This window comes from Verrucomicrobiia bacterium, assembly GCA_036268055.1.
Classification (GTDB): domain Bacteria; phylum Verrucomicrobiota; class Verrucomicrobiia; order Limisphaerales; family Pedosphaeraceae; genus DATAUW01.
Map to the genome: position 1 here is coordinate 90,876 of DATAUW010000013.1, position 16,751 is coordinate 107,626.

Consider the following 16,751-nt stretch of genomic DNA (forward strand, 5'->3'; position numbering starts at 1 on the left):
TGAACAGGCGGCCGACGTAGCGCAAGCCGAATCAGTTTCCAATCACGTCGCTATAACACCAGCAGTAAAGACCTTTTAAAAACCCTCGGCACGCAAAGTGACGGTGTCCCAACCGGCAATTTTCACAGCGCCATTTACCGGTCGCAGGGATTGTTCGCTGGCGTTGCTCAAAAAGATGGACTTCGGCTGCTCGCCCCAAATCAGCTTTGCCTGCTCAGGCTTGGCGGAGACATTGAAGAGGCGGATGATAAGAGCTTTGCCGTCGTCGCTTGGCTTCAGAACCGTGGCCAAAACACTGTCCGGTTCGATGCGCAATCGGGAAGGCTGGGGCTTATTGCCGGCGGCGGGAATTACGATCAAAGGCTCGGTGCTTTCGATGCCGAATCTCATGGCGGCGGCTGGATTATACCTCGCGTGCACGAAAAAAGCATAATTGAAACGGACCGGCCCTTCCTGCTCGGCCCGATAATTCGTATGCCAATGATTGTTCATCACCCAGGAATAGATTTTGGACGAGGGTTGGATCGTTTTGAGATAGGCGTTGGGATTTCCCTGGCCGCGCGGCAGGTTGGCCGTCAATCCGCCGACTTCCACGAGTGGCGCATCCGCCGTGGCCCAGGTCACGCCATAGTCATCGTTGGAAATATCCACCCAGCGCTCGACCGAAAACCAGTTTTTGCACGCGCCGGGAAGCTGGTCTTTTTCAGTTTGCTCGATGGCGCCCGGGCTATTGATGCGCACAACTGGATTGGGCACGTTAAACTCAAATCCCAAATGCACGCCCTCCACCGCCCGTACCGCTTCCTTGTCCACCACGTCACTGATTTCAACCCGGTCCAGGCCATCAACCAATCGCACTTCACGGGCGAGCCCGCGGCAGCCGGGAGCGGTGGATTCGACGAGCAATGACGCCACCAAGGGGCCGGATTCTTTGACGGTGATTTTTGAAGGGCCGTTGGGTTGGGCATCATTCACATTGCGGCCAGGCAAATAGAGGTAACGATTGATCTGGCCGCCGGCCAATTCAACATCCAGATCCGCCTGGCGCACACTGCTGATCGCGCCGGTTGCGGTGTCCAACTTCACCGTCAATGATGGCGTGGATAAAGTCGCACCTTCCGCGCGCGCCATCCCGGCCGGAGCTGTATCGGCGCCGATGACAAAACGCTTGGAACCAAATGGTGGCACGTCGCGGGCCAAAAAAACCAATTCACCGGTTGAAAGCCGTTGCGCCGGGACGGCTTGACCGTTCTCCTCTTTTACGCCGTCACCCTTTGTTTCCTTCGGCAGCGTCACCAAATCCGTGCGGAGCCACGAAGCGGTGTTGAAAACATCCACAGCGTCTTTCACCGCCGCGCCGCGCCGGGAGGATGCTTCCGCCAATAGTTTCAGCGATTCCTCGCTGGCATCCAAGGCATAACCTTGTTTGTAGCGCCATTCGTCCTTCACGCTTTGTTTATCGGGTTCGGAAATGCTATTGTAAGCGCCCCACGTATGCTCGCTCCACAGGACGACATTTTTCCACGCGGCGCCAAAAGTAGTGGCGGGAAAAGGAGTAGGATCCAACAAAGCCCAAAGCGTTTCGGCCTGCACCAGGCGATCCGCGGAATGACGGTTCAGCGCGGTTTCGCTGGCGCTCGAAGGCGCGCCATCCTCCCAATATGGCGTGAGATCGCCCTGGTAGGTCGGCAGCGTGGCGCCATAACGCCGCTCGAAAGCGTGGAACGCCTCGCTGGTAGTGGCAATGACAAGCTTAGGCCAGGCATGATCCGCGTTCCATTGGCGCACTTCGTCCATCGCAGCTTCGTCAGGACCGCCGTTGTCGCCGCGGGTCCAGCGCAATTGCACAAATTCGTAAGGGTAATGTTTTGTTTCAAGGTTTCGCAACAAGACCGGAAGCGCCTTCAGCAGCGAGGAGTAATGGTGGCCCATGGAATATCCCCCCTGGGAACCCCAATAAAGCACTTTCTCCTGCCCTGACTGGGAAAGCCAATAGAATGGCCGATTTTCCCACTGTTCGCGGATGTAACCAATCCGGTCGCCTTCATTGGGCCCGGCTGAAAGATATTTTATTCCATTTTGCGCCATCGCCGGGACAACGCCCCAGGTCAAACCCGGGACATCGCTTAACATCATCGAGTCCATGGTCACGTCGCAGCGGCGGTTTAGTTCGGCGGCAAAGGTGAACTGTTCCAACAATTCTTCCGGGCGGCATAACCCGGTCAGCAGGTTGCCATACATGCCGTCAACGCCGATGTCACCATCATGAACCGCTTCCTCAAATTCCTTTTTTTGTTCGGGGGTGGCGGTCGCATAAAAATCGTCCGCGGGCAAAAAAACTTCCAGATTCCATTTAAAGCGGGAACCGGCCGGATAATCTTTTGTCTGGCGGATGAGTTCCAGTGCGCGTTTCACATTGCCGGCCTGTTTTTTGGCGATGTTGGGTTGCACGTCGGTGTAACCATTGTCATTGTGCGAGTGCATCAATAGATAAATTGTGAAATGCCCCACTGGCTCAAAGGTCACCGACTGGCTGGCCAAAGTTTCCTCACCGGCAACGAGCGAGAAAACTGTTTTGGTTTCGCTAGTGACTTCGGGAGATAAAACCTTGATTTCCTGAAGCCCCTTGACCAGCGGTTGCCGGCTGATTTCCGTCCCACCCAAGCGCACTGACACTTCATGCTCCGGCCCGGCGTAAACCAGCGATGCTGTCATCGGTCGAAAAAGTTTTCCGTCCTGCTCAACCAACGCGTTTTCGATATCAAACGAAGCCAGCGATGCAAACCTGGTCACTGGGACGGACTCAACTTCCGCCGGTACTGTGAGCGACAAAGAATCGTAAAGCATCCAGCTTCCCGAAACGCTGGCGATGCTGATGATGTTGGTGGAGTTAAGCAGCGCGGCCGGAAATTCCACCTTGAATTGATACGGCTTGCCGCTCGCAAAATCGCCCTCGATCGAGGCATCTCCTCCTCCCGGGGGCATCTGCCGCTCGAATGCGTGGCCATTAATTTCAATATGCAATTTCGGCGGCGTCTGCGATTGCGTATCCAGCAAGTCCACGGTCAATTCGCAGTTGCCCGTTTGAACCGGCTGCCGGACGCCGAAAATCACTTTGAAACGATGCCTGGAACTGCCGGCCCAGGCATCGTCAGGTCCCGGCTGCACGTATGGCCAATCACGTTTGGCGTCAGATGCGCCGACGATGAACAAGCCGTCCGCCTTGAATTGCCCATAGCCTTTTGGCGCCAGCGCGAATTCGGAGCCGTCGCGGTCCGGCTTGCCAATTTGCCAGAGTAAATGTGCGTCTGCGGCTGAAGTGCACAACACCGGGAACGCCATGATTGCCAGAAAGTATTGAATCCATTTTTTCATATAATATTTTGTGATCGAGTTGCGCAGCTTGAGTTCGTCAGGGATTTGTTTCCAAACGATAATAGCGGGAGGAATTGGTGGCCGGGTCGCGAAGGGTGACGGAGTTTGAAATCGCGGTAATGTTAGTCGCGGTTAACCAGACCGGATCGGCCAGATTGGTTTTGTATTGCAGAGTATAGCTGCGTTCCGGCTGGGCGGAGAAACTCAACCTAAGGCCACTGGCCAAGTTGAAACTTAATTGGGTGAACTGGGGCGAGTTGATGAAGTAACCGGGCGACCCGATGTCGCCATTCACCGCCGCCGGAAAAGCGCCACGGGTTCCAACGGTGCTTAGTTGGCCAAACATTTGCGTGTCGGGATTATAGCCAAAGGACACACCGCGAACTGCGGCTGGAAAGGCAGCCATGGCCACGGTATCCGTCACCGACGTGGCGGCGGCATTCCATAAATAAATATTATCGCCGCTGGCACTGAAACCAATGGAGGGATAGGTGATGATTTGCAGATGGGCGGGAAGTTGGGCCAAGCCCCACCAGAGTTGGAATTGCGCCGCCGTCATGTCTTCAGCCAGCACAATGGATTCGCTCGGAGCGATACTGACCGCATTCGTGATGACATCTCCGTTAGTCAGGGAATCATGGCTGTCATCAAAGCGATATCCCTGCAAGTTTACCGCGAAGGCGCCGAGGTTGCTTAACTCCCACCAATCTTCGTGATCAAGAGTGGAATTATTTGTCCCCTTGGACTCGCTGGACATCGCCTCGGTTATAACCAGGTTTGGCTTGATCGTCACATTGAGCGTGAATGATGCGGTCGCGCTTCCATAGTTATTGCTGGCCACAATCGAATAAACTCCCGTTTGATTTGTTTGTACGTTTGGCAGCGTCAATAGCGAATTGGTTTGACCGGCCAAACTAACATTGTTGAATTCCCAATGGTAACCGGGAGCCGGGCTGCCGGCTGCTTGAATGGTGAAGGTTGGGCTTTGGCCGATGTAGGCATCCAAACTCGCCGGACTTTGAGTTATCGTTGGCGCGGTTGCGGGAACAAAAACGGCCTGAACAAGTCCCGACCACGGACTGTTTAAAGGCGGATTATTCGTGCCGGTCAGATTTTGATGCGCCGGATTGAAAGCGCGTGCCATGACCGTGGTATTTGTAGCGAGCGGAATCGGCCCGGTATAAGCCAGTGCTCCGGGCCGGATCGTTCCGCCAGAAATGCGGGGATCAAGTCCATTAGTCGTGTAATAAATGCTGCCGCCACCCGGTGAAGTCATGACCAGGGAAAATCCCGGCGCGAAACCGCCGCCGCTGCGGTTGAGCAGCGGGCGCGCCAGAAAATTGGTATCCATGAAATTCAAACGGTCGGCGTACCATTTCTTCAAAAAGCTCACTTCGCCTTGATAGGTTCCGGGAAAATTATAGGTATAGTTGTAGATCGTCACCGTTCCTGACCGGGGCGTGGTCAAGGATGGCCAGCGCGCTACTTCGCGGGGTTGTTCGTGTTGTATCTGGACCACCAGCGAATCAATGACCGAATAGATATGATTGGTCGAGAGCGGCCCAGTCCTTAAATCCTGGTAGCGATCTATCCAGGCTTGCCAAAAATCAATGTCGGTGAACATCCGCCCCCACCAACTGTAATTAAAAAAATCTGTCCCGAAATCCGGCGGCGGCGACAGCGAACTCCAATAGAGCGGGCTGAAATCGCGTCCATCGGTCGAACCTTGGGAACGGTCAAAATCCCAAATCGGCCCAAAGAAAATTTTGTCATTCCGGTCTTTATAAAAAAACGCGCTCAATCGCAACGCATCCACATTGAATGCCATCACATTGAGGATGTGATGATCAAGAGCCGACGGCACATCCACATAGGCCGGATAACCGGTGAGCAAATTAGTATAGGAAGAACTGATCAAGGCGTCGCCGAAGGAATCCATGTAAGTCTGGAGATATTGCTGCTGCGGAATGCGCTCCGGCATCGTGATATTATCCTCGCTCGGTTTGTCATAAACAATCAACTGGCCGGCGGAATTAAATCCCGATTCGCCTTGGTCCAGGCGGTCAATCTTCATGAGGTAACCGCCGGTCACATTTGTGCCGGTATTATCGTTGGGATGCAGTTGATCCACGTTATGAATTTTGTTGATGTTCACCCGATTTTGGTCCCAGGTGATTTTCTCCTCCAAAACATAGATACCGTTATAATTTGCGGCGCTCAGGCTGCCGCCCGTGGTATTCAGATATACTTCGCACATGCGGGTGCGGGGCGCATATCGGCCGATATCAGTGCTCAACTGGTAGATGAGCGGATTGTGAATCAAAACCGGTTCGAAAGGATCAGGGGCATACAAAATAAAATCGGATTGTGCCGGCAATCCCAGCGGCGTGTAATTCGCGTCATTGTTCAAATCGTCAACAAAATCAACGGAAAATGCCTGTTTGGGAAAAGCCGCCGTGGATGAGCCGTGCACCTCGATCAACGCGCGCGTGTTGAAAGTCGGCGGATTGGTCAGTGACGTGACCCCATTACTCGGCTCATAGACAGCAATGTTGGCAAATTGATTTCCGCCCTGCGGGACGCTGCCGGCGGCAAAATTATAAATGACAATCGCGGGCAAATCCGAATTGGTGTTCACCAGATCGCCCGCCAGCAAAAGATAGGTTTCACTGTGCGGAGCGCCGGGCATCAATCCTGTCGCAAACGCGCGCGCACGAACCTGCACTGAATTGTTTATCGTGATGGGCTGGGTGTAAAGCTGTGAAGCGACTGTCGGCGGTGTGCCATCGAGCGTGTAATAAATCGCCGCGTTTGTAACGGAATCGGTGATCTGTAATTGAAACGAATTCGTGAACGTGCCGCCGGCTTGGGAGAACACCACTGCGGGCGCGGCATTGGAGCCCGTGGTTGAGTTCGCATTCGCCGGAGTGGGATTGGCGAAGTAACCGGTGGCATTTACGCTGATCGCATCGCGGCCGTAAGAAACATCGGCAGTTTGCGCGGGATAATGGTCGAACGCCGAAACGAGGTTGGTGTTTGCATCCACCAGTGCCAGATAACCGCCGCCCACGAGGAGTTCAAAATTCGTGTGCAGTTCCGCTGTAATATTGGTTCGATTTTTGCCGGAAGCAAAAATGACGATGTAATCGTTGGCCGGCACGGTGACATTGGGAATCTGCCATTGGGTGAGATTATTGGAGCTGCTGGTTAGAAACCAGTTGCCGAGGCTTAAATCATTTGGGGTGGGGTTAAAAATTTCCACCCAACCAGAGTAATCGCCATCCACATCGGTCACCGTGTGCTCATTGTCGGCCATGAATTCCGAAATGCCCAGCGTGGTCCAGAGTTCCGCCGCCGGAGGGACGGTGTTTGTGTTGGGAGTTGTGGAACCCAGGCGCAATTCGCGCCCACCCGGATTGCCATCGTCAACGGCCTGATCCAATTTCAATAGAAAGTATCGGCCCGCGATAAGATTGGTCATCAAATATTCGTTCCAAATGGCGCTTTGCGCGTTGGTAATGGTCACGACGGTATTGGGGGGAGTGCCGGGATCCATCGCGGCGAAGGGAGTGCTGCCGGTCCAAACACTGATCTGGGAAACTTTATCCGCCGAGGCAATGCCGCCGCTGCGCTGGGCGTAAAAAAGCGAGCCGACGTTGGTGTATACCTGATCAAGCGAAAACGCAACGTAACTCGTGCCACCGCCATTTTTTGCAAATTCCGCGCTATCATTCAACTGGGAGTTGAGCGGGAGCCCAGTGACGTTGAAATTAAAAAGGTTGGCCGCAGTATAGGTTGAATCGTAATGGCTGCTATCGCTCACCGCGGAATAGAGTCCAGGCGCCGGGCCAATCACATACAACGCATCCGCCGGCCGGGCACAAAAAAGCATGGCGCCGAAGAAGATGACGGCAATGCGCACCCCCTTGCGTTCCATTGGATCGAGGATGGTTACGAAGTAAAAAAATGAACTGCCGAGACACGTGGTGGCGAGATGGAGCCGCCGCGAGCGGATCATTACTTGTATAAACATATACATATTACTCGCGACGATAAATCCATTTTAATCAGCCATCTCAAAATCGTCCGTTCACAAGGTTAAACGGTAGAAACCGCCGCGCGTTTCCATTCGCTTTCGATTTCTTCTAGGCTTTTGCCCTTGGTTTCCTTGATCATTGTCAGCACGAAAAAAAAGGAAAACAGGCTCACCGCGCCGTAAATCCAGAAGGTCGCCGCCGGGCCAATCATCGGGTCATCATTAAGCATCGGAAACGTCTGGGCCACGAGGTAGCACGAACTCCAAATCGCCAGTGTCGCGACCGACATGGCTCGCGCCCGTAATTTGCCGGGAAATATTTCCGAGCAGATGATCCAGGGAATCGGTCCCATGGCCATGGCAAACGCCGCAATGAATACCAGTACCCACAGCAACAGCGCCAGCTCGTGATGTCCGGAATGGAACATCCAGCCGACCATCCCCAGCGCAACGGCCTGCACGGCGGTGCCAATCAGCAACAAAGGCCGGCGACCGGCTCGATCTATAAAAAAAATCGCCAGGAATGTGAACAGCAAATTGATGAGTCCAATCCAGATGGAAGAAGCAAAAGCCGAATTCCTAGCCAACCCGGCGGATTCGAAAATTCGTGAGGAGTAATACATGATGGCGTTGATCCCGCAGAATTGGGAGCAAGCCATCAATAGGACGGCAATGGCCAGCGGCCGGGAATAAGTTCGCGAAAACAATTCGGAAAGTTTTCCCGTCTCGCTCGAAATCGCGGATTTGATCGCAGTCAACTCGGTTTCGGCATAGGCGGCGTCACCCACGTGTGACAGCACCTGGCGAGCTTCTTGTTCGCGGCCTTTTTGCGCCAGCCAGCGCGGGCTTTCCGGAACTAGAAAAAGCAGGCCGAAGAAAATAATGGCGGGAACGGCTTCCATTCCGAGCATCCAACGCCAGCCCGAGGCGATGTTCCAGGCTTCGTTCCCCATCCCCTGGACGACCTTGTTGATAAACAAAGTCAGGAAAATACCGGAGACGATTCCCAACTGAAATAGTGAGCCAAGCCGCCCACGCCATTTTTCCGGGGCGATCTCGGCGATATATACCGGGCATATCATGGACGACGAGCCGATGCCGAGCCCACTGATGAAGCGGGCGGTCAGAAATTGTTCAAAAGTGCGCGGCACAGCGGACAACAAACCGCTGATGGCAAAGAGCGCGGCGCAGGCCAGCAGCAGTTTTTTTCGCCCGAACCGGTCGCTGAGGAAACCGGCGCACATGGCTCCCGGGATGCAGCCAAGAATCGCGCTGGCCCCGGCAAAACCTTCCTGGCTGGGCGAAAGATGCATGTTTGCCTTGAGATAGGAGTTGGCCCCGTTGATGACGGCCGTATCGTATCCAAAGAGGAAACCACCGATGGCCGTGACGGCCGTGACGAACGCCACAAACCAAATCGAATTGGTCGTCGTCGTGGTGTTCATTTTACGGTCGGCATTCTAAAACGATATTCAACACAAGGACAGCCAAAGTCACCATGCCACTGCAGAGCGGTTGGACACTCGAAAATCGCCACAGCCATTTTTTGTTGAGTTAAGATTTTCAGATTTTCACCAGAAGAGATAATTTTGATCGGGGACCGTGTTCATGTTGGCCGCCAGGTCGGCGGGAAATTTATAGAACTCGACGTGCGCGTCTCCGAACAAAACGGCTTCGTTTCGCTGGCCGCTGTTGTTATGCCAGATTGCGCCCTGGTTATAAGGATCACGATTGCCCTGCCAGCACCAATCGCCAAGAATAAGTTTCGTCGAAGGCCTCTGCGCCACGGTCGTAGCCTTGATCGGGGCGGAAGCGGCGAAATACTTGCCATCACAGCCCGTCACTTTTGCGACTCGGAAAAGGTCCCCTGACCATTCAACCAAATAACTGTTCCCCCACCCGTCCCAGCAGGTTTTTGGACCACCAGACGAGACAGGATTGATCGGATCTCCCTTGTCGGCCGGACAGTGAAACACATTTACACTGCCGAGATACTTATTGAGGGGCCGACTGGCTTCCGAGTCCTGCCCCCGATAGTAACTCGCGGGTCCTGCTATGTAAGGATTAGTGGGGCACTGGCCCCCGAGCGTCGCCCAACCGGAATGCACCGGAAAGGATTCACTGTTATCGGTGGCGTACATATTGCAAGCCAGACCAATTTGATGTTGGTTGTTGATACATTGAGTGCGCAGGCCGGCGGCTTTGGCCCGCGCCAACGCCGGCAGCAATAACCCGGCCAAAATGGCAATGATGGCGATGACGACCAGTAGTTCGATCAGGGTAAAACCATTCCCCGCTTCGCTATGTTTAATCGTTGTGCTTTTCATAATAAAATGCCTTTCAAAGGATTGTCGCCGGGAGTTCCTGCTCCCGGCGACATTAGGCTGAGATGGCTCGGCAATTAGTGGATGCGATAAAACATTTGCGAATTGGTCGGAGTAAACGGCACGCCGCTGGTAATGCCGCTGGACGGCGCGAAAGGTCCGGAAACATTTGTTGATTGCTGCAATATCCCGGATGGCCACGTCAGCGTCAGTTTGCCGCCAGATTGAGAGATGCCCAACTGCACCGGAGGGGTGGTCGGGACGCCCAAACGGAATTCCTTGCCGCCGATATTGTTGTTGGGGGCGGCGGTATCCACTGGATTTTGCTTCAGTTCCAGCAGAAAATATTGCCCGGTGATGGTCGCGGGCAATAAGTAGCGATCCAGCGTGGCTCCGGAGGGATCCGGGACGGCAACTTCTGCATCGGGAGGAGTTCCCGGAGGGTTTAACGGGTCAAATGGAGTCGTCGCACTGGCCCACAAGCTGATGAAGTCAATTTTATCGGCGTTGGGATCACTGCCGCTGCGTTGAGCGTAATAGACCGCATTCACCGCATAGGATTTATCAACCTGAAAGCTCAGATAAGCCGGCCCGGGGCCGGAGATAGCCCAATCATTCCCGCCAAGGATTGTACCCAGCGGAACGCCGGTCAGATCGCTGTCAAACAAGTTGGTAGAGGTGTAGCTAAAGTTGGAATCGGGATACTCGCCGCTTTCAACCAGATTCGTATAGAGCGATCCCGTGGGGCTCAGCGGGCGGATCGAATAATTTGCCACGGCCACGTTGATGGCGGCGCTGGTAACGGAATTGACCTGGTTGGAGGCGAGCACGTAATAATTCCCCGCGTCGCTCAACACGGCATTGGTGGTAACGGTAAATGAGGCGTTCGTGGCGCCGGAAACGACCGCATTGTTCTTGTACCACTGGAATACCGGGTTCAATCCGCTCACCGTCACGGAGAGAGTTATGGCGTCGCCCAAAACCGCGGAATCATTTGTCGTTTGGCTTAGAATTTGCACGGTGGGATTGATTCCCACGGCGGTCGCATAGAGCGCATTGATGTCAGACGAGGAGAGAGCGCGATTAAAAAACGCCACGTCATCAATGCGTCCGTTGAACGTCCGGGCGGATTCGCCCACATCAGTATCCAGCCCAATCGAAGTCGGCCCCGCGAAGGTCTGACCGGCTTGTTTAAAATTATCCACTGCCGAAAGCACCACACCATTGCTCGACCCCATATAGAGAGTGGTGAAGTTAGTCGTATAGACCAGGGCCACCAGCGTCCATTGGTTGGCGGGCAGAACCAAACCGGAATTAAAGGCATAACGGTTGCCATTCCATTGATAGCCCAGTTGGGTGCCGTCGCCGGAGCAAATCATTCCGGCAGCAGTCCCCGACCCGCGGCAAAAAACGATGCCAGTGTAAGGCTGTTGCGCGCCGGCTGAATCATCGGGATAAATCCAGGCCACGATGGACACGGCGTTCGTAGTGCTGGCGTTCGTTAGATTGAGCGGCGGCAAGGTCACCGCCGAGTTGATATCAAAGCCGGTGGTTTGCACCGCGGTATTGCTTGACGAAAAACCGGGGAACGATGTGGGTTGCGGCCCGGCCACTCCCAGAAGGGAATCCCCGCCATAGACGCCATTGTAACTTCCTTCCAGGTCAAGAGCGGCCGGCCCGAAGGACTCATTGAGCTGGTAGTAGGCCACCGGTTTTTTGGAAACCATCAATGCTTCCACGGCTTCAGTCGGCGCGGCGAGGACGCTTAGATTGGCCGAGGCAGTAATGGAGCCGAAGTTATTTGAAACTGTAAGCGTGTAAGCGCCGGCGTCACTTAGCGCCGCATTGGAAATGACGAGGTTGCCCGTGTTCGCCCCTGAAATGGAACCGCCATTCGTCAAAACCGTACTTCCATGAGTCCACGAATAAAACAATGGGGCAGTTCCGATCGAGACAACCCCGCTAAAAAACGCGGAGCCGCCGACGTACACGCTTTTATCCGCAAGCGGAGTTATCAGAGCGCCCGGTGGCTGCGAAAGGTTTGCGCCAAAACGGAACTCCCGTCCACCGGGATTGCCGTTCAAGGTGCTTTGATGAAACTTCACTAAAAAATATTGGCCAGAAATAATATTGGTCAGGGGATATTCCGACCAAATGGCGCCAGAACTGTTCGTGACCGTCACCACGGCATTAGGCGCGGTGCCCGGATCCGCAGCCGTAAATGGCGTGCTCACGCTGCTCCAAACGTCAATCTCCTGGATCTTATCCGCATTGGGATCGTTACCTCCCCGCTGGGCATAAAAGACTGAGGCAATATTAGTGTAATTTTGATCCAGTTGAAACGCGACAAAACCATCAGCCACGCTCGCCGTGGCATATTCATTGCCATCGCCCAGGGTGGCTCCCACACTGACCCCGGTCAAATTCTCATTGAACAGATTAGCGCTGGAATATGAATCGTTATAATGGGTGTTATCAGAAATGCCGGAATAAATAGTGCCATCCGGGCCGATGAGATCGAGGGCTTTTGCCCGCGCGACAATGAACAGGGAAAACAGTGCCAGCAAGGCGGCCTGGCGCATCCAGCGTGGAAAAGATAGTTTCATAGGTTTCGTTTTTTGGGTTGATATCGCTAACAATTGGCTTCCTTAAAGGATTTAGCGCGCGCATTCGCGCACATTCGCGCGAGCGCCAAATCTATAACCGAACCGCCGCCATCCGACGCCAAGGCCCGTGCCTGCTCCCGCCTGTTTTATTTCAGCGGGGTTCGCATGATCAGGTTGCGCAAATTTCATATCGGAATACTTGCCGGGACCGCGGCCCACCCAAGGCGAACAACATTTAACGAGTGAATTGTTTAAACATATATATATTGATACTTACAAAATCAAGCTTTTTCTAAAAATTTATTGGCACCGCTTTTCCGGCCCCGGAATCCGGCGGGTTTTTTGCGAGACCATTTGCCTCCCTGGACAGTGGCGGACCGCGCCTCGGGAAAGATCAGGATTCAACGCCTGCCCTGCCCGTCACGAAATGAAATGCGCGATATTCTCAAGCGGGCCGCGCGCTTCTTCATCCCGCCAAGAGCTTGAAAATGGCGCAAAGATCCATCCTCCCCCGGTATTTTTATTTTTACCGGAGGGTCTCGGACGCGTTTTTGCCGCGTGGCCCAGGTTGCCTTTCCATCTCAATTTTTTTCGGATTGACAATTTTTATTTAATTGTCTATACAATTAAATATGCTTTCGATTGACCACAAAAGTGCCTTGCCTCTGCGCGCGCAGGTTGAAGCTTTGCTGCGCGACCTGGTTCGCCAAGCCAATTATCAAAGAGGCGATTTGCTGCCGGATGAAATTACTCTCGCGGCGCAATTAGGCGTCAGCCGCGGCACGGTCCGGTCCGGCATCAGCAAGTTGGTTTTTGAGGGCATCCTCGAACGGAAGGCCGGCGTCGGCACGCGCGCTTCCGGCCAGCAGCCTGAATCGGGAATAAAAGAGTGGCGCAGCTTTACACGCGAAATGGCCTCCAAAGGGATCACCGTGCAGAATTTCAGCATCAAATATCAGCAAGCGAAAGCGACCGAAGCCGCCGCCCAAGCCCTGCAACTGGACGAGGGCACGCCGATCTTGCGCCTGGAGCGGGTGCGCGGATGGAACGATCAGCCCGTTCTCCATTCGACCTCGTGGTTCCATCCCCGGCTTAAATTATCCGGTGATGAGCAGATCAACCTGCCCCTTTACGAAATGCTGGAAAAGCACACAGGAGTGCGCCCGCACCATGCCAGGGAGGAATTTCTGGCAGTCAGCGCCGAAACGCGGATCGCCCGGTTGCTTCGGGTGAACCGCGGCACACCGCTTTTGCTTCGCCGCCACACCGTTTATGATCCGGGAAACCGGCCGTTTGAATTTGCGGAAGTCTGCTACGTCAGTTCTCGCTTCACGCTTTCGCTGGATATGCGCCGCAGCGAACCATGAAAACGATGGCCGTTGATTTCGGCGGGCGGCGCATCAAACTTGGCTTGATTTGCAATGGAACAGTTTTGGCGCAAAAAATCATTGCCGCCCAGGCTGAGAAACCTTTGCGAGACCGCCTTGATTCATTGGCCGACGCGCTTCACCAACTCTGCGCCGATGCGGGAACAACGGCTCGCGAGTGCGATGGGCTGGCGATCGCGTATCCCAGCATTATTGACACGGCCAACGCGCGTATCCTGGATCACTTTGGCAAATTCAGCGACGGCAGTTCGTTTAATTTTCGCGAATGGGCTGAACGCACTTTTGGATTGCCCCTGGCAATGGACAATGATGCCCGCATGGCACTCATCGGCGAATGGCGTTATGGAGAATGGAACGACTGCAATGATATCGTGATGATCACCCTTGGCACCGGGATCGGCGTTTCGGCGGTGCTGGGAGGCCAAGTGATGCGCGGGGCGCATGGCCAGGCCGGAATTCTCGGCGGACATATTACCGTCAATCACCTTGGCCGCGCTTGCATTTGCGGAAATATCGGCTGTGCGGAAGCGGAGGCCTCCACTTCCGTGCTGGAAAAAAAGTTCCGGGAAAAGGCAACGCACGCGAACATAATTCCCGAAGAATCACTGGTGGATTATGCGGCGGTTTTTCGTCTCGCGTCCGAGGGTGATCCGCGGGCCAAGGCCCTGGCCGACCATAGCGTCCAGGTTTGGTCCGCATTGGCGGTGAGTTTGATCCATGTATTCGATCCGGAATTATTGATTATGGGCGGCGGAGTCATGGGCAGCGCGGACCTCATTTTGCCGCAGATCCAGGATTACGTAAATCGCCACGCCCACACGCCGTGGGGCAAAGTGACCGTGGCCGCTTCGTCTCTGGGCGAAAAGGCCGCCCTGCTGGCCGGTGAATGGTTGTTGGAGGATTACCTGGCGGCATGAAATCCAATTACGATAAATTCCCGGTGGTGGCGGTACCGGGCGCCGCAGGCGAATGCGTCGCCGGATGGGACGGCTGCACCGAACGATTGCGGCAAGCGATTACCCAAAGATCCGCGCGCCGGACGGTTTTGTTGATTGATTGTTACCCCGGCGTGAATGAAACGGAGTTGCTGGAGCGCTTGGCAATTTCTTTGTCCGCCAAATTGGTTTTGCGCGCCAGCGAGGCCATGTTGTCTCACTCTACGATAGAATCGCTGGTTGCCCCGTTTCTTCGCGAAAATGAACCGGTTTTCGGTTTTCTAGCCGACCTGACTCTCGAAAAATTTTTCGACAGTGAAAAAATTCAAGCGTTGAAACGGCAAGTGGCGCAAACGACCGAGGGGTTGATATTAATCGTTGGCTGCGGCGCCCGCCTGCTCGCCGACGGTGACATCTTGGTTTACGCAGATTTGGCGCGCTGGGAGATCCAACAGCGTTTTCGCCGGAATGAAATCGGCAATTTAGGTGTTCCAAACCGGCTTGAGCCAGCCAGCATAAAGTATCGCCGCGCGTTTTTTGTGGATTGGCGCGTGGCGGATCGTTGGAAGCGCGACCTGATCGGCGCGTGCGACTTCATGCTGGATACCAACCAACCGTCCCAGCCGAAACTTGCCAGCGGGAAAGCCGTGCGGAGCGGATTGCGACACGCTGTGACGAGGCCATTTCGCGTGGTGCCTTTTTTTGACCCGGCACCGTGGGGCGGCCAATGGATGAAACAAAAATTTGACCTCGATCCAAGCAATCCAAACTATGGCTGGTGCTTCGACTGCGTGCCGGAGGAGAACAGCCTTTTGCTTGGCTTTGACAACATCCATTTTGAAACTCCCGCGCTTAATTTGGTTTTTGATCAGCCACTGGGTTTATTGGGCGCGGCGGTTTACGCGCGATTCGGCGCAGAATTTCCCATTCGCTTTGATTTGCTGGATACTATGGGCGGCGGAAATCTTTCGTTTCAGGTGCATCCGCTGGCTGAATATATCCAAAAACATTTTGGCATGCCCTACACGCAGGACGAAAGCTACTACCTCCTCGACGCCGGTTCGAATGCAAAAGTCTATCTCGGCCTTGGCAGCGGGATTGATTCGCCATCCATGTTGCGCGATCTAAAGGCGGCCCAAAATGGCCAATGCCCCTTCCCAGTCGAGAAATATGCACAATCGTGGCCCGCCAAAAAGCATGATCATTATTTGATTCCGGCGGGGACCGTGCATTGTTCCGGCGCGAATTCCATGGTGTTGGAGATCAGCGCCACGCCCTATATTTTCACGTTTAAAATGTGGGACTGGGGCCGCATGGGCCTGGATGGCCACCCCCGTCCGATTCACTTGCAGCATGGTATTGACAACATTAATTGGGAGCGCACCCCACTTTGGGTGAAGCGCAATTTGATTAATCACATCCGGCCTTTGGCGTCGGGCGAAGGCTGGCGTGAGGAAGCCACCGGACTGCAGGAAGGACACTTCATTGAAACGCGGCGGCATTGGTTTGACCGAAAGGTAACCCACGATACGAAAGGCACTGTAAATGTTCTCAACCTGGTGCAGGGAGACGAAGCAGTGGTGGAAAGTCCCGATAACGCTTTTGCTCCTTTCACAGTTCACTATGCTGAAACTTTCATTGTGCCCGCCCAGGTGGGACCCTATTCCATCCGGCCGCAGCATGAATCGGCTACCTCAAATTATGCGACTATGAAGGCATTTGTGCGGTGACGCATTCGCTTCATCAGGGTACTATGATTAGTCTTTGCGTAGACACTCATCCGCGCCTTGCCACTTGGCCGTACCAACCGGAACGCCCAAATCAATTCCAGTGCGTCAACAACCGCTTTGAGAAATTCAAATTCGCCCCATCCCGCTGACGAATCCAACGAGCGCATCGCAGCGCGTAATGCCAGGCCTCAAAGTGCATTTCCGGGCAGGAAATTCAGGTGGCTGATTTGAACACCTTGGTGCGGGACGTGGCTCAGCAGATGAATAAGTTTATGCAACCTTGATCTGAGGTCTTTTCAATTCGCATGTCACGGGCGAGCATCGCATTTTGGAAGACTGGAATCCGCATTATGAAAA

8 protein-coding genes are annotated in these 16,751 nt (G+C 54.3%); 3 read left to right on the forward strand and 5 right to left on the reverse strand.

Annotated elements, in window-relative coordinates; all coding sequences use genetic code 11:
* Positions 1–75: 75 nt before the first annotated feature.
* From VH413_07375 to VH413_07395, 5 genes are all read right to left on the reverse strand, one after another.
* Complete coding sequence (locus tag VH413_07375; GenBank protein ID HEX3798505.1) at positions 76–3,375, reverse strand: polysaccharide lyase family protein; 3,300 nt, start codon at positions 3,373–3,375, stop codon at positions 76–78.
* A 37-nt stretch (positions 3,376–3,412) separates the two neighbouring features.
* The gene (locus VH413_07380) at positions 3,413–7,408 is read right to left on the reverse strand and encodes a CotH kinase family protein (protein ID HEX3798506.1); all 3,996 of its coding nucleotides are present in this window, start codon (positions 7,406–7,408) and stop codon (positions 3,413–3,415) included.
* Positions 7,409–7,473: 65 nt separating this feature from the next.
* Positions 7,474–8,856 carry a sugar porter family MFS transporter gene (locus VH413_07385; GenBank protein HEX3798507.1) on the reverse strand — a complete coding sequence of 461 codons (1,383 nt, stop codon included), beginning with the start codon at positions 8,854–8,856 and terminating at the stop codon, positions 7,474–7,476.
* Positions 8,857–8,982: 126 nt separating this feature from the next.
* A complete protein-coding gene (locus VH413_07390) occupies positions 8,983–9,738 on the reverse strand; it encodes a prepilin-type N-terminal cleavage/methylation domain-containing protein (protein ID HEX3798508.1) in 756 nt (251 codons plus the stop codon).
* Positions 9,739–9,812: 74 nt separating this feature from the next.
* Complete coding sequence (locus VH413_07395; protein HEX3798509.1) at positions 9,813–12,341, reverse strand: LamG-like jellyroll fold domain-containing protein; 2,529 nt, start codon at positions 12,339–12,341, stop codon at positions 9,813–9,815.
* Positions 12,342–12,973: 632 nt separating this feature from the next.
* On the opposite strand from VH413_07395, the gene VH413_07400 reads away from it, so the two are divergent.
* From VH413_07400 to VH413_07410, 3 genes are read left to right on the forward strand one after another with little or no spacing between them, the layout of a single operon-like run.
* Positions 12,974–13,708, forward strand: a complete 735-nt coding sequence (locus VH413_07400; protein HEX3798510.1) for a GntR family transcriptional regulator — start codon at positions 12,974–12,976, stop codon at positions 13,706–13,708.
* On the forward strand, positions 13,705–14,646 hold the full coding sequence (locus tag VH413_07405) for an ROK family protein (GenBank protein HEX3798511.1): 942 nt from the start codon (positions 13,705–13,707) through the stop codon (positions 14,644–14,646). Before VH413_07400 ends, VH413_07405 begins: the two co-directional genes overlap by 4 nt.
* Complete coding sequence (locus tag VH413_07410) at positions 14,643–16,394, forward strand: class I mannose-6-phosphate isomerase (GenBank protein HEX3798512.1); 1,752 nt, start codon at positions 14,643–14,645, stop codon at positions 16,392–16,394. The genes VH413_07405 and VH413_07410 overlap by 4 nt, the downstream gene beginning before the upstream one ends.
* The last annotated feature ends 357 nt before the right edge of the window (positions 16,395–16,751 follow it).

Bases quoted from the DNA above. Each gene is read 5' to 3' on its own strand.
- VH413_07375 (HEX3798505.1), bottom strand. From the start codon at position 3,375: ATGAAAAAATGGATTCAATACTTTCTGGCAATCATGGCGTTCCCGGTG.
- VH413_07380 (HEX3798506.1), bottom strand. From the start codon at position 7,408: ATGTTTATACAAGTAATGATCCGCTCGCGGCGGCTCCATCTCGCCACC.
- VH413_07385 (HEX3798507.1), bottom strand. From the start codon at position 8,856: ATGAACACCACGACGACGACCAATTCGATTTGGTTTGTGGCGTTCGTC.
- VH413_07390 (HEX3798508.1), bottom strand. From the start codon at position 9,738: ATGAAAAGCACAACGATTAAACATAGCGAAGCGGGGAATGGTTTTACC.
- VH413_07395 (HEX3798509.1), bottom strand. From the start codon at position 12,341: ATGAAACTATCTTTTCCACGCTGGATGCGCCAGGCCGCCTTGCTGGCA.
- VH413_07400 (HEX3798510.1), top strand. From the start codon at position 12,974: ATGCTTTCGATTGACCACAAAAGTGCCTTGCCTCTGCGCGCGCAGGTT.
- VH413_07405 (HEX3798511.1), top strand. From the start codon at position 13,705: ATGAAAACGATGGCCGTTGATTTCGGCGGGCGGCGCATCAAACTTGGC.
- VH413_07410 (HEX3798512.1), top strand. From the start codon at position 14,643: ATGAAATCCAATTACGATAAATTCCCGGTGGTGGCGGTACCGGGCGCC.